The sequence below is a fragment of the Rhodococcus sp. 14-2483-1-1 genome (assembly GCF_002259335.1).
Lineage (GTDB): Bacteria > Actinomycetota > Actinomycetes > Mycobacteriales > Mycobacteriaceae > Rhodococcoides.
In genome coordinates, this window is sequence record NZ_NPFX01000015.1 from 154,427 (window position 1) to 168,149 (window position 13,723).

At 65.4% G+C, this 13,723-nt stretch carries 11 protein-coding genes; 6 read left to right on the forward strand and 5 right to left on the reverse strand.

Annotated elements, in window-relative coordinates:
- Positions 1–666 carry a hemolysin III family protein gene (locus tag CH294_RS16065; protein WP_032380520.1) on the reverse strand — a complete coding sequence of 222 codons (666 nt, stop codon included), beginning with the start codon at positions 664–666 and terminating at the stop codon, positions 1–3.
- Between the two features lie 132 nt (positions 667–798).
- On the opposite strand from CH294_RS16065, the gene CH294_RS16070 reads away from it, so the two are divergent.
- Positions 799–1,581, forward strand: a complete 783-nt coding sequence (locus CH294_RS16070; protein WP_032380521.1) for an isoprenyl transferase — start codon at positions 799–801, stop codon at positions 1,579–1,581.
- A gap of 143 nt (positions 1,582–1,724) precedes the next feature.
- On the forward strand, positions 1,725–2,495 hold the full coding sequence (locus tag CH294_RS16075; protein ID WP_094738498.1) for an AfsR/SARP family transcriptional regulator: 771 nt from the start codon (positions 1,725–1,727) through the stop codon (positions 2,493–2,495).
- Here CH294_RS16075 and CH294_RS16080 read toward each other — a convergent pair.
- Together CH294_RS16080 and coaA are read right to left on the reverse strand one after the other, a co-directional pair.
- On the reverse strand, positions 2,464–5,118 hold the full coding sequence (locus tag CH294_RS16080; RefSeq protein ID WP_094738499.1) for a LuxR family transcriptional regulator: 2,655 nt from the start codon (positions 5,116–5,118) through the stop codon (positions 2,464–2,466). The two genes, CH294_RS16075 and CH294_RS16080, sit on opposite strands and share 32 nt — an antisense overlap.
- A gap of 14 nt (positions 5,119–5,132) precedes the next feature.
- Positions 5,133–6,068 (reverse strand): type I pantothenate kinase, encoded by a 936-nt coding sequence (gene coaA, locus CH294_RS16085; protein WP_176457345.1) that lies wholly within the window; start codon positions 6,066–6,068, stop codon positions 5,133–5,135.
- Between the two features lie 153 nt (positions 6,069–6,221).
- On the opposite strand from coaA, the gene CH294_RS16090 reads away from it, so the two are divergent.
- The 3 genes from CH294_RS16090 (at position 6,222) to CH294_RS16100 (ending at position 10,507) form a co-directional block, all read left to right on the forward strand.
- Positions 6,222–7,418: a DUF885 domain-containing protein gene (locus CH294_RS16090; protein WP_094738500.1), complete on the forward strand. Its 1,197-nt coding sequence runs from the start codon at positions 6,222–6,224 to the stop codon at positions 7,416–7,418.
- Positions 7,419–7,477: 59 nt separating this feature from the next.
- On the forward strand, positions 7,478–8,761 hold the full coding sequence (glyA, locus tag CH294_RS16095; protein ID WP_037153536.1) for a serine hydroxymethyltransferase: 1,284 nt from the start codon (positions 7,478–7,480) through the stop codon (positions 8,759–8,761).
- A gap of 420 nt (positions 8,762–9,181) precedes the next feature.
- On the forward strand, positions 9,182–10,507 hold the full coding sequence (locus tag CH294_RS16100) for a PhoH family protein (RefSeq protein WP_170944747.1): 1,326 nt from the start codon (positions 9,182–9,184) through the stop codon (positions 10,505–10,507).
- Positions 10,508–10,657: 150 nt separating this feature from the next.
- On the opposite strand, the gene CH294_RS16105 is transcribed toward CH294_RS16100, so the two are convergent.
- Positions 10,658–11,035 carry a limonene-1,2-epoxide hydrolase family protein gene (locus CH294_RS16105; protein WP_094738555.1) on the reverse strand — a complete coding sequence of 126 codons (378 nt, stop codon included), beginning with the start codon at positions 11,033–11,035 and terminating at the stop codon, positions 10,658–10,660.
- Between the two features lie 26 nt (positions 11,036–11,061).
- Positions 11,062–12,609: a serine hydrolase gene (locus CH294_RS16110; RefSeq protein ID WP_249305325.1), complete on the reverse strand. Its 1,548-nt coding sequence runs from the start codon at positions 12,607–12,609 to the stop codon at positions 11,062–11,064.
- A 173-nt stretch (positions 12,610–12,782) separates the two neighbouring features.
- Between CH294_RS16110 and CH294_RS16115 the strand changes: the two genes are divergently transcribed.
- Positions 12,783–13,640, forward strand: coding sequence for an acyl-ACP desaturase (locus tag CH294_RS16115; RefSeq protein ID WP_037153528.1), 858 nt, complete (start codon positions 12,783–12,785; stop codon positions 13,638–13,640).
- The last annotated feature ends 83 nt before the right edge of the window (positions 13,641–13,723 follow it).

A 13,723-nucleotide genomic window follows, 5' to 3' on the forward strand; every position in this document is an offset into this window, starting at 1 on the left:
TCAGAACAAGACGAGCCACACGGCAACCAGGTGGCAGATCGCCGCCAATACCGTTGCGGCATGGAAGAATTCGTGATGGCCGAACGTCGTAGGCCATGGGTTCGGCCACTTGGTGGCGTACAGCACGGCTCCCACGCTGTAGAACACCCCGCCCACCAGCAGCAAGAGGAACGGTGCGTAGCCGACGTGTTCGATCAGGGTGGGGGCGACCGGTACTATCGCCCAGCCGAGGATCAGGTACAGCGGTACACCGACCCAGCGGGGAGCGGTGGGCCACAACATCTTCAGAGCCACTCCGGCGAAGGCCCCGAGCCACACGATGATCAGCAATGTGCGTCCGGTCGAGGCGGGCAGGCCCAGCACGGCAAACGGGGTGTAGCTGCCGGCGATGAACAGGAAGATCATCGAATGATCGGCGCGCTTCATCCAGATCTGCGACGCCGTGGTCTTCCACGGCACGCGGTGGTACGTGGCGCTGACCCCGAAAACCCCGCAGACGGTGATGGCGTAGACGCCCGTCGCGAGCCCCGCGCTGACCGAGACCATGCTGAACGCAAGCGTGACGAGCGTGATCGCACAGACCACCGCCACACAGAACGCGTACAGGTGAATCCAACCGCGCATGCGCGGTTTGACGGGTATCTCGTCGAGTCCGAACATCGTCATGTCGATTGCCTCCCGTGCCGCCGCCGTGAACCTACGCAACCGTAGGTTCAGACGCTACTGTACCGGCCGCCCGCTCGCAGACGTCGGCGTAAGGTAATCCTCCGTGGTGATGAGAGCAGCGGTGACGAAGTAGTGGTGATCATTCCGCAGAAGGTGCGCGGCGTTCTCTACAACGTGTACGAGCGGCGTCTGCTGAGCCAGCTCGAAGGGGTGCAGCACCCGCGGCACGTGGCAGTGATGTGCGACGGCAATCGCCGCTGGGCGCGCGAGAACGGGTTCACCGACGTCGCGCACGGCCACCGCATGGGCGCCCTGAAGATCGCCGAAATGCTCGGCTGGTGCGACGCCGCCGGAATCGAGATGGCCACCATCTACCTGCTCTCCACCGAAAACCTCCGCCGAGACGCCGACGAATTGGATTCGTTGCTCGATATCATCACCGACGTCGTCGAGGAAATCTGCGGGCCCGAGATGAATTGGGGCGTCAAGCTCGTGGGCACCCTCGACCTGCTGCCCGCGTCGACCGCGCGTCGACTCAAAGAAGCGGCCGCGCTCACCGAGGGACGGACCGGAACACACGTCAACGTCGCCGTCGGGTACGGCGGTCGACAAGAAATCGCCGATGCAGTGCAATCCCTGGTGAGCGAGAAGATCGCCGAGGGCGTCACCGGAGACGACCTGATCGCCTCCATCAACGTCGACGGCATCGACAGTCACCTCTACACCTCCGGCCAGCCCGATCCCGATCTCGTCATCCGTACGTCGGGCGAACAGCGACTGTCCGGCTTCCTGCTGTGGCAGAGCGCGTACTCGGAAATCTGGTTCACCGAGGCCTACTGGCCCGAATTCCGTCGCGTCGACTTCCTGCGCGCTCTGCGAGACTTCGCCGCCAGACACCGGCGCTTCGGTATCTGACGCTTCGGTATCTGACGTGCACAGGACCTCGTAGCCTGCTACGAATTTCCACTCACGACCCGGGGCGACGCACTACGTACTTACCTCTGTACTGCTACGTAATCTGTGGCGCGATCGGCGCGAGGCTCGGAAAATTTCCGATCGTGGACTACAACGTGCTCGGACCCATGGTGGTGCGCGACGGGATCGGCGTGAAGGCGCTCGGTGGGCTCAAGCAGCGGGCCGTGCTGGCGGTGCTGCTCGTGGAAGCGGGGAACGTCGTCGAATTCGACCGGTTGATCGATCTCGTCTGGGATCGTCGTCCGCCGGCCAAGGCGTTGGCGTCGCTGCGTGCGTACGTGGCGAATCTGCGGCGAGTCCTCGGTGCGGACGACGGTGCCCGGCTCGTCACGACGTCCTGGGGCTACCGCTTGGACCTGGGTGCAGACCGAGTCGATCTGCGTGAGTTCGAGATGCTCGCGGCCCGCGGCCGTGATGCATTCGGGCGCGGCCGGTTTGCCGAGGCAGACGGTCAGTTCGGTCGTGCGCTGGCGTTGTGGAGAGGCCCCGCCTTCGTCGAGTTCGGTGATCTGGGCTTCGCCGTCGACGAGCGGGTGCATCTGGACGAGGTGCGCGCCGTGGTGCTGGAATCGGCATTCGAGGCCCGCCTCCACCTCGGTCGACACGAGACGGTGATCGCCGAGATCGAGCGCGCACTACGGGTCTCGCCGTTGCGCGAACACCTGTGGGGCCAGCTGATGATCGCCCTCGATCGGTCGCACCGGACGGCCGAGGCGGTGGTTGCCTTTCGTCGTGCCGAGACGATTCTGCGGGCCGAACTCGGGGTGGCTCCGTCGCGCTACCTGCTCGACATCGAGGCCTCTCTGTACACCGGCGGTTCGGTCAATCGAGCAGTGAGCCTCGTAGCGATGTGAGCTCGGCGCGGGTGCTGATGCCCAGCTTCCCGAAGATGCGATTGAGGTGGGTCTCGACGGTGCGGATCGACAGCACGACGGCGTCGGCGATGTCGCGGTTCGACAGGCCGGAAGCAGCGAGGGTCGCGATCTGACGTTCGCGGGTGGTCAGAGCCGCGTCTCGTGTTCCGCGCAGGAGCGGGGTGCTCGGATGTCCACACCGCTCGGTGAGCACGTGGCCCTGCCTTCCTGCGGTTGCGGCTGCGCGAGGGTTGCTGCGCAACAGAAGATTTCGTGCATGGAAGTACATCTCTGCGGCGTGCAGGTCCAGGCCGTGCTTCTCGGCGCTCGCAGCCACGGACACCGCCTGTTCGGCCACCCCATGCTCCGATACCGAACTAGCCGAACTATCCGACCCGGGCGATGCGGCGAGAACCTCGACCATGCGTACCTCGGTGCGGACCAGGTCACCCTCGATCAGACTCGCCAGGGAGTGGACGGGGGCCAGCACCGCGGCCGCCGCGCCACAGCGGGCGGCGTCGACGTAGGAGAACAGAGCGGGAAGATGATGGTCGATGGCGGCGTGCGCCTCGGCCGAGGCGACGAGCAGCTCGCGCGCCCGGCCGACGTCTCCTCGCGCCGCCGCAGCCCAGCCCAGTGCCGCGAGCCGGGTCCCGCGAGCTCCGAACAATGCAGGGGAGGCCGGGTTGTCGAGGTCAGCGGCCGCGATGAGATCCGATGCCTCCTCTGCGCGTCCGGCGAGTGCGAGAGCACGGACCAGATCGCACGCCACCATCGGCTCCATCGACCGCTGGCCGAGGGTGCCCGCGAGCGTGTAGGCCTCCGAGCACCAGCGGATCGCCTCGGCCGCGTGGCCCTGCGAGAGCAACACACCTCCGCGGGCCCACCCGAACCACGCCTGCTGCAACGGCGAGAACTGTTCCACCGCTTCGTCGTACCGGTACCGAGCGAGCGCCGACGCCTCCTCGAAGTTGCCGGCACAGGCGATCGTGAAGCATCGCGTCAGATCCAAGACCGTTGCCGCCGGATTGTCGGGTTCGGGCTGCACGCGGGCGAGCGCCGAGAACGCGGCCGACAACCGGCCGACGACGGTGGCCCCGGCGGCAACGGCGAAACTGGCCGAGATCAGCGTCGCACCCTCCAGGTCGTCCATCAGCGGTTCGAGCAGGGCCAATGCGCCGGCAGTATCGCCGATAGCGTGCATCATCAGGCCACGCTGCGCTCGTAGTTGCGTTCGGATACCGGGGTCGACGATGGCGAGCTCGGTACTCGCGTTCAGGGCCAGCGCCCGCGTCGGATCCGCCAGCCGCAGCACCATGTTGTCGGTACACGCGCGCACCGCCGTCGCGCGCCGGATGTCGTTGTCGGACCCGCGTAGTAGCTCGTCGAGTCGCTGCTGAGCCGATGCGGTCAGGCCGAGCTGGCTCTCTGCGGTCGCAAGAATCAGCTGAGCGTCGAACCCGCCGCCGGCCTCGGCAGCAGCCGAGGCCAGCTCGAGCGTCGTCTCGGGAGGAACGAAACGCCACGACAACCGGGCCGCTTCCACAGCCGTCTGCGCATCGAGTGCGACGCCGGCGTGGATGCGCAGCAGTGCGGCGATGACGCGCTCGCGGGGGCCGAGGCCGTCGGTGGAGGCGTCGAGAGCGTCGGCCACCGTCAGGCTCAGCCGTCGTCTGCGCAGCGTGGCCATGTCTTCGGTACGTACCTGTGCGGTAATCGGCGTCGCGAACGTCACCCGGTCGACGTTGTGCTCGGTGCGGACGGTGAGAACGCCGGCCGATTCGAGTTCCTCGATCAGACGCGGGTCGATCACCGCGGCAGCGGCTCCGAACACCAGGGAACCGGCCAGGGCGACGATGTCGAGCGCATCGGCGATCTCGGTGGCTGCCGCATAGTCGGCGAGCGCGACCACCTCGGCCAGATGATCGCGCACCACATCGGCCAGTCCGGCGGAGACGGGCAGGGGAGAGGCGAGTCGCCACACGCGCGACGAGACGGTCAGCGCCTGCCGCTCGACCGCGGTTGTCACCAGATCACGCAGCACGACCAGATTTCCCGCGGACAATGCGGTGACGGCGAAAAGTGCCGCACTGTCCACGATCTCGTCATCTCGACGAAGCATGGACTCCACCAGGGATCGGCTCTGCTCGGGGCTGAGCGGCTCCAGATCGATGCGGTCGACCAGGCCGTCCTTCCACAGGCCGTCGAGCACCGGGGTGCGACGTCGGCCGGCACTGACACTGAGCAGAATGAACAGGTCCTTCGAGCCGATGCGGCGGGCCAGGAGCTCGATGGTCGAATCGGCCAGCCACTGGGCGTCGTCGATGACCACGACCGTGCGTCGGCCGCTGTGCGCCTCGGCCAGAGCGGCGGCCAGCGCCCGGTCGGATTCGACGGGGACGAATCCGGTGCCGGTCGGCATCACCGTCACCACTCGGTGCGGATGCCAGCCGAGACGCACCAGCGACCGCACCGCCTCGGTCAGCAGTCGGGTACGGCCGACTCCGGGCGCGGCTTTGACCGCCATTCCGCCGTACGTGCGGGCGGCATGCAGAATTCGCGCCGACTCGTCGTCTCGACCGATCAGCGGAACCTCGCCGATCGTGCGCCTTTCCAGCGTCATTGCTGGATTATGGTCTACAACTTCCGCAGGCGCAGCCGGTTGATCGCGTGGTCGTTGTCCTTGCGCAACACCATGGTCGCTCGCGGTCGCGTCGGCAGGATGTTCTCCACCAGATTCGGCAGGTTGATCGAATGCCACAGATCCTCGGCGGCGATCTGCGCGTGGTCGTCGGACAGGCCGGCGTAATGGTGAAAATGCGAGGACGGATCGGTGAACGATGTCTTGCGCAACGCGAGAAAACGCTTGACGTACCAGCTCTCGATGTCCTCGATTCGAGCGTCGACGTAGATGGAGAAGTCGAACAGATCCGAGACCATCAACCGAGGCCCGGTCTGTAATACGTTGAGTCCCTCCACGATCAGGATGTCGGGCTGCCGGACCATGTGGTACTGGCCCTTGACGATGTCGTACGAGACGTGTGAATAGACAGGCGCGCCCACCTCTTCGGTCCCGGACTTGACCTCGGTGACGAACCTGAGCAGCTTGCGCCGGTCGTAACTCTCGGGAAAACCCTTGCGGTGCAGGATCCCTCGACGCATGAGCTCGGCCGTTGGATACAGGAATCCGTCGGTGGTGACGAGGTCGACCCGCGGATGATGGTCCCATCGGGCCAGGAGTGCCTGCAGCACACGGGCTGTCGTCGACTTGCCGACGGCGACGCTGCCCGCGACACCGATGACGAAGGGGACCTGACGATCGGGATGCTTTTCGCCGAGGAACGTTGCAGTCGCAGCGAAAAGCCGCTGCCGGGCCGCGACCTGGAGGTGGATCAAACGCGCCAGGGGCAAGTAGACCTCGGCCACCTCGTCGAGGTCGATCTGTTCACCGAGACCGCGCAGCCCGATCAGTTCTTCCTCGGTGAGCACCAAGGGCGTGGATTGGCGCAGCGTGCGCCACTGCACACGGTCGAACTCGACGTACGGGCTGGACTCGCTCACGCACGGCTCCAACCACAGTCGTTCCGCAGGCTCCACTCTTGCCACATCGGAGATGCTGAGGGTCCGGCTGAGCTCCCGTGGAGCGCGAGTCGCATGGTTTCCGATTGTGCTCGGTGCCGGTGGATCGCGCACGGGCGGGGTCGTTCGCCGTACTAGGGTTCGGGTATGGATGCTGCTTCCCTGGTACGCGAATACCTGCTGCTCGGCCTCAGTTTCGACCGCCTCGAAGACGGCTTCGTCGACGCATACACCGGCGATCCGGAGTTGCGCAGAATCACCGAGAACGCCCCCGCGCCGGAGCCTCGTGAGCTCGTCCGTCGAGCACAGACGCTGCGCGCAGAGCTCGGCAACGTCGATCTGACACCCGAGCGCACCACGTTCCTCGACGTCCACCTGCGCGCTCTCGAGTGCTCGGCGCGCAAGTTCGCCGGCGAGGACATCGGGTTCGTCGACGAGGTGGACGCCTACTTCGATGTCCGCATCGCCCCCGGCGATCAGGACCAGTACCTGCAGGCGCACCGCAAGATGGACGAGGTTCTCGCCGGTCCCGGCTCGTTGAGCGACCGGTTGATCGCCCATCGCCGTGCCGACGTCATTCCGGCCGACCGACTGCAGGACTGCGTCGAGGCGTTCTCGTCCGCGCTACGCGACCGCGTCCGGGCCGAGTACACGCTGCCGGACACCGAGAAGGTCACCTACGAGGTCGTCGGAGACAAGCCCTGGTCCGGATTCAACTACTACCTCGGCAACTTCCAGTCCACCGTCGCGATCAACTCCGACATCGAGCAGCAGATGGCCAATCTGCCGCACCTGATCGCGCACGAGTCGTACCCCGGACATCACACCGAGCACTGCCGCAAGGAGACGGGGCTCGTCGGTGCAGGCCAGCTCGAGCAGACGCTGTTCGTGGTCAACACTCCGCAGTGCCTGATGGCCGAGGGGCTGGCCGACCATGCTCTCGGCGCGATCGTCGGTGAAGGCTGGGGCGCGTGGGCGCAAGAGATCTACGCCGACCTCGGACTGCGCTTCGACGGTGAGAAGGCCGAGCGCCTCTCTGCTGCGTCGAGTCAGCTGTTGGGGGTGCGTCAGGACGCCGCGCTGTTGCTGCACGACCAGCACAAGAGCGAGGACGATGTGGCCGCCTACCTGGAGCGGTGGTCGTTGGCCTCACCTCAGCGCGCCCGGCACAGCCTGCGCTTTCTGTCCTCACCGCTGTGGCGGGCGTACATCAGCACTTACGTCGAGGGCTACAAGCTGCTGGCCGGTTGGCTGGACCAGGGAACGACCGTCAGCGAGCGTGCGCAACTGTTCGGCAGGCTCCTCGACGAGCCACTGACACCGGGCGCACTACGCGTCTCGTAAACTGGCCGAGTCCCTTACTGTGCTGCCCCCTTTTCTGCTGTCTTTTGGAGACTCCTGTTATGACTGACGTCAACAACCTGTCACTGGCCGAACTCGATCCCGAGGTCGCCGAGGCGATGGCCGGTGAGCTGGGACGTCAGCGCGACACCCTGGAAATGATCGCGTCGGAGAACTTCGTCCCCCGTGCGGTGCTGCAGGCCCAGGGCAGTGTCCTGACCAACAAGTACGCCGAGGGCTACCCGGGCCGCCGTTACTACGGCGGGTGCGAGCACGTCGACATCGTCGAGGATCTCGCCCGCAATCGCGCCAAGGAACTCTTCGGTGCCGAGTTCGCCAACGTGCAGCCGCACGCCGGCGCGCAGGCGAACGCCGCGGTGCTGATGGCCTTGATCAACCCCGGCGACAAGATCATGGGCCTGGACCTGGCTCACGGCGGCCACCTCACGCACGGTATGAAGCTGAACTTCTCGGGCAAGCTCTACGAGGTCGAGTCCTACGGCGTCAGCAAAGAAGATCACCGCATCGACATGGACGAGGTGCGCAAGCAGGCCATCTCCGCCAAGCCTCAGGTGCTCATCGCCGGCTGGTCGGCATACCCGCGCCACCAGGATTTTGCAGCCTTCCGGTCCATCGCCGACGAGGTCGGCGCGCTGCTCTGGGTCGACATGGCGCACTTCGCCGGACTCGTTGCAGCAGGGGTACACCCGTCGCCCGTGCCGTACGCCGATGTCGTCTCCTCGACGGTGCACAAGACCCTCGGCGGACCGCGCTCCGGCATCATCCTGGCCAAGAAGGAATGGGCCAAGAAGCTCAACTCCGCAGTGTTCCCCGGACAGCAGGGCGGGCCGCTGATGCACGCCATCGCTGCCAAGGCCGTCGCCTTCAAGATCGCGGCGACGCCGGAGTTCAAGGAGCGCCAGGAGCGCACCCTGCTCGGCGCATCGCTGCTCGCCGAGCGTCTCACCGGTTCCGACGTGGCCGACAAGGGCGTCTCGGTCCTCACCGGCGGCACCGACGTCCACCTCGTGCTCGTCGACCTGCGCAACTCCGAGCTCGACGGCCAGCAGGCCGAAGACCTCCTGCACGAGGTCGGCATCACCGTGAACCGCAACGCTGTGCCCTTCGACCCGCGCCCCCCGATGGTCACCTCCGGCCTGCGCATCGGCACCGGTGCACTGGCCACCCGCGGATTCGGCGAGGCCGAGTTCACCGAGGTCGCCGACATCATCGGTACCGCCCTGGCGACCGGTCAGGCCACCGACGCTCTGAAGGAACGTGTCGTGAAACTTGCGCAGAGCAAGCCCCTGTACGAGGGCCTCGAAGACTGGGGATTGTTGGGCTGATCGACGCGCCCACCCCGCCCGCGTCAATGGACCATTACACCGCCCAGACGTGTGCAGTGGTCCATTCACCCATCCGCGTCGGATCGATGTGGCTTTCAGTCGATCTGAGTGCAACAAAGTCGCATTGATCCACCCGGGGGAGGGCACTTTCGTCACCGGTCTGCCGGCGACCTGGGGCGATGTCGACGTAACGCGTTGTTCACCGACACGCCAGACTTCCAGCGAGCCGAACCTCGAGTTCGGCGGTACCGTCGGCAGTAACAGGCAGCGGGGAAGCTACCTGTGCGGGAGGTTCTGATACGTGACTGAGCTAGTGAGCGCGAGAGGGCCGGTACCCGGTCCTCGTGTCACCTGACACATCGGACCCGACCGGCCGATCGACAGAGTTTGCGCGGTGCCGCGCAGACGTAGGAGCCCCACGTGACCACTTCACGCTCCGTTTCCGCCCCTCTTCGGACATTCGTGCTCGATACCTCGGTCCTGCTCTCGGATCCATGGGCAGTCATCCGGTTCGCCGAGCACAATGTGGTACTTCCGTTGATCGTGATCAGCGAGTTGGAGGGCAAACGCCACCATCACGAATTGGGATGGTTCGCGCGGGAATCCTTGCGCATGCTCGACGACCTTCGCGTCGAATTCGGCCGACTCGACCAGCCGGTTCCCATCGGAACATCCGGTGGCACACTGCAAGTCGAGCTCAATCACACCGATCCTTCGGTGCTTCCCGTCGGTTTTCGTACCGACTCCAACGACTCCAGAATCCTCGCGTGCGCCCTGAATCTGGCGGCTGAGGGCAAGGACGTCGTGCTGGTCAGCAAGGACATTCCGTTGCGCGTCAAGGCCGGTGCTGTCGGTCTTCCCGCCGACGAGTACCACGCTCACGACGTGGTGCCGTCCGGCTGGACCGGCATGACCGAGCTCGACGTGCCGTCCGAGGCGGTCGACACACTGTTCAACGACGGTGTCATCGACCTCGCAGAGGCGCGAGACCTGCCGTGCCACACGGGAGTTCGACTTCTTGCCGGACGGCAGAGTGCGCTCGGCCGCGTCACGCCCGACAAGCAGATTCAGCTCGTACGCGGTGAGCGTGAGGCATTCGGCCTGCACGGCCGTTCGGCAGAACAGCGAGTGGCGCTGGATCTTCTGCTCGACGAGAGCATCGGCATCGTCTCGCTCGGTGGAAAGGCCGGCACCGGCAAGTCCGCTCTGGCGCTGACGGCCGGACTCGAGGCCGTCCTCGAACGTCGCTCGCATCGGAAAGTTGTTGTGTTCCGGCCTCTTTACGCCGTCGGTGGCCAGGAGCTCGGCTACCTCCCCGGCAGTGAGAGCGAGAAGATGGGGCCGTGGGGCCAGGCGGTCTTCGACACCCTCGAAGGCCTCGCGAGCCCGGAGGTCATGGAGGAGGTCATCGCCCGCGGAATGCTGGAAGTGTTGCCGCTGACGCACATTCGCGGTCGGTCGCTGCACGATTCCTTCGTCATCGTCGATGAGGCGCAGTCTCTCGAGCGAAACGTGCTACTGACGGTACTGTCGCGACTGGGTTCGGGCTCACGCGTCGTACTCACACACGACGTCGCGCAGCGAGACAACCTGCGCGTCGGGCGACACGACGGTGTTGCCGCCGTCATCGAAAAGCTCAAGGGACACCCGCTTTTCGCGCACATCACCCTCACCCGCAGTGAGCGTTCACCGATCGCCGCACTGGTGACGGAAATGCTGGAGGAGTTCGGTCCTTCGGGAGCCTGACCATAGGTAAGCGTGGAGCCTGCGGGTCATTCCGCAGGCTCCACTCTTGCCGCATGGTCATTCCGCAGGCTCCACTCCTGTTGCGTGGTCATTCCGCAGGCTCCACTCCTGCCTGCCTAGTAGCCCACTACGAAGTTCCGCTCACCTGGGTCACCGGCCCACCGCAGCCCGTAGTGCCCCTCGTGCAACACCTTTCAGAAAATCGACGGTGTCGAAGTAGTCTCGCCACACGGCCACCTTGCCGTCGCGCAACTCGAAGGTTCCGCACACCCAGAACTCGATTCGAAGCCGACGCCAGATCAGGGCATCGGTGCGTTCGGTGAGGACGACGTTTCCATCGGCTGCGATGTTGTGCATCGTGACGTCGAAGCCGAACGTCGGCTTGGCCAGCAATGCCAGGAACCTGCCGACATTCGAGGTGCCGCGCACCTTCGGAAGCCCGACGTTGTGCCACACGACGCGGTCGTCGAGAAGGGCCAGTGCGCGATCGGTGTCGCGAAGCCTCAACGCGTCGAACAGATCTTCCACGATCTCGGTTGCCTGCTGTGTGTCGGTCACTTGGTGAATCGCCCCAATCCATCGCCGTCGAAGAACTCCAGTGTGACCGTGTTCGCGTTGAACGTCGCCTGGGAAATGGTTCCGTCGGGCGCATTCTCACCGGTCGGCTCGAACGTGAACGTGTCACCGTCCCAGGGCGACAACTCGTACGAAGTCGAGTTCGGTCCGAGGGACAACACCAACTTACCGTTGACCTCGGTCACCGTCGCCGGCCCCCAGTACGTGTTCTGGTAAACGCCGGTGTACGACGAGAGAGGCTGTGGTGCAGCGGCATTCGTGGGCGCGGTCTTACCTGCGAGCTCGCCTTCCGGCTCACTCATTCCGGCGAAGGCATTCTTGTACAGTGTTCGCCAGTCCTCACGCACCTCGCCGAACTGGACGAGGTCCGCGAACTCAGCGGTCACGGTTTCGGCGATGCCGAGGGGCGCGGCGTTGGTCAGGACAACGATGGCGACATCGAGCGACGGAATCCACAGGAAATTGGTGCCCGCCCCCAGCGCGAAGGCTCCCGAATGGCTCACCGTCGTGCGTCCGGCCGCACTGGTGGAGACGTTGAATCCGTACCCGTAATAGCCCGCGCGCGAATCCGGTGATGCGGATGGGCTCGAGACGATCTGCGCGCTGACGGCAGGAAGGAGAGCGTCGGGATCGACGATCTTCGCCCCGTCGTAGGTGCCGTCGGCGATGAGCATCTTCAGCCACTTCGCGAGGTCGTTCACCGACGAGCTGACGCCACCGGCCGGGGTCTGCGGATCGGGTTCGCGTTGATACTTGGCCTGATACTCACCGTCGACGAGGACGTGAGGCACGGCTCGGTCGGCCCTGGCGATGTAGTCCGAGAACGACGAGCTGGTCGAGGTCATGCCGAGCGGGCCGTAGATGGTGTCCTGGCTGAGGGTGTCCCAGTCCTTGCCCGACGACGCAGCGACGGCCTCGGCTGCGGCGGTGATCCCGAAATTGGTGTAGTGGTAAGTGGACCGGAACGGGTCGAGGGGCACCTCGCGCAACCGCTCCAGGATTTGCCTGCGGTCGTAGCCGAGGTCCTCGAGCAGATCGCCCTCGTGCTCGGGCAGACCGCTTCGGTGCGCGTAGAAGTCGCCGACCGTGACGTTCTGAGTCACCCACGGGTCGTCGAGCGCAAACCACGGCAGTTGCGAGACAACCGGCGTCGACCAGTCGATCACGCCCGCGCCCACCTGCGTCGCAACCACAGTCGCACCCACCGACTTGGACAGCGAGGCCAGCTGGAACACCGAGTCGGCGTCGACCCTGTCGTCCTTGCCCATCTCGCGAACGCCGAAGCCCTTGGAGTAGACGACGTCCGAACCGTGCACGACGGCAATGGCCATACCCGGAATGTTCGACGACGCCATCAGCTCATCGGCGATGCCATCGAGCTTGCCGACGGCCTCGTCGATGCGGCCGGCCGGAACGTCGACGCCGGCGACCTGGCCGGGGGACAGATCCTCGGTCGGCGCCGGCTCGGAGGTCGGTGGACTTTCTGCGGCGGGTGCGTCGTTCGAGCACCCGACCAGCACGATCATCGAGCACGCAACACAAAGACACAGAAAATTTCGACCCGACCGCATCACGAGAAGTCCTCACGTCGATGGCTGGATGCACTGAGAATAGACCTGCGTCCACCTGGTGTTAGGAGAAATCACAGAGGTCAGGGGCATGACGTCGGGCGCTGGAGTGCAGGCGCTACGGTTACCACATGTCTACGAACCTGTCCGACGGTGATCTGCTGGTCCGTTTGGAGCCCGCGGTCGAAGAGAATCTACGACGCCACATCGAGGTAGCGAGCGAGTGGCACCCCCACGACCTGGCACCGTTCGACGAGGGCAAGAACTTCGCCTTCCTCGGCGGCGAGGACTGGACGCCCGAGCAGTCGCACCTCAGCGACGTCGAAATCCTGGCCGCAACGGTTGCAGTCCTGGTGGCCGACAACCTGCCCGCCTACCACCGCGAACTGGCCCATGCACTCACCGGCCTCGGTGCCTGGTGGAAGTGGACCGGCCGATGGACGTCGGAGGAGAACCGGCAGTCGATCGTGCTGCGCAACTTCCTGGTACTCACCCGCGCCGTCGATCCGGTCGCGCTCGAGCGCGTCCGGATGGAGCACATGACACTCGGCTACGACGCGCCGAGCCATCATCTGCTCGATATCCTGGCCCACTTCGCCATCGAGGAAGCTGCCGCCGCGCTGCGTCACCGCAACACGGTTGCCCTCAGCAAGGATCCGGTCCTGGCTACCATCCTCGGCAAGATCGCCGACGACGATGCACTGCAGTCGACGTTCTACGCCAACATCCTGAATGAGGCCTTCGCCGTGGTGCCGGATCAGGCCGCGCGCGCAATCGCAGATCGCGTCAACGGGTTCGCGATCCCCGTCGTCGACCTGCCCGAGCGCGGTAACAGCACCGTCGCACTCGCCGAAGCCGGCATCTACGACGCCGATCAGGAACGCGAGAAGGTCTTCAAGCCCCTGCTCGCCGGCTGGAAGATCTTCGATCGCACCGATCTGGGCGAGGACGGCCTGAAGGCACGCGAGGAACTCGCGCACCTGGCCTGAGGTTCTCCGCCCCTTTCGAAAGCGCCCGCCCCCGGCGGATCAATGCGACTTTGTTGCAGTCTGAGTGACTGAAACCCACATTG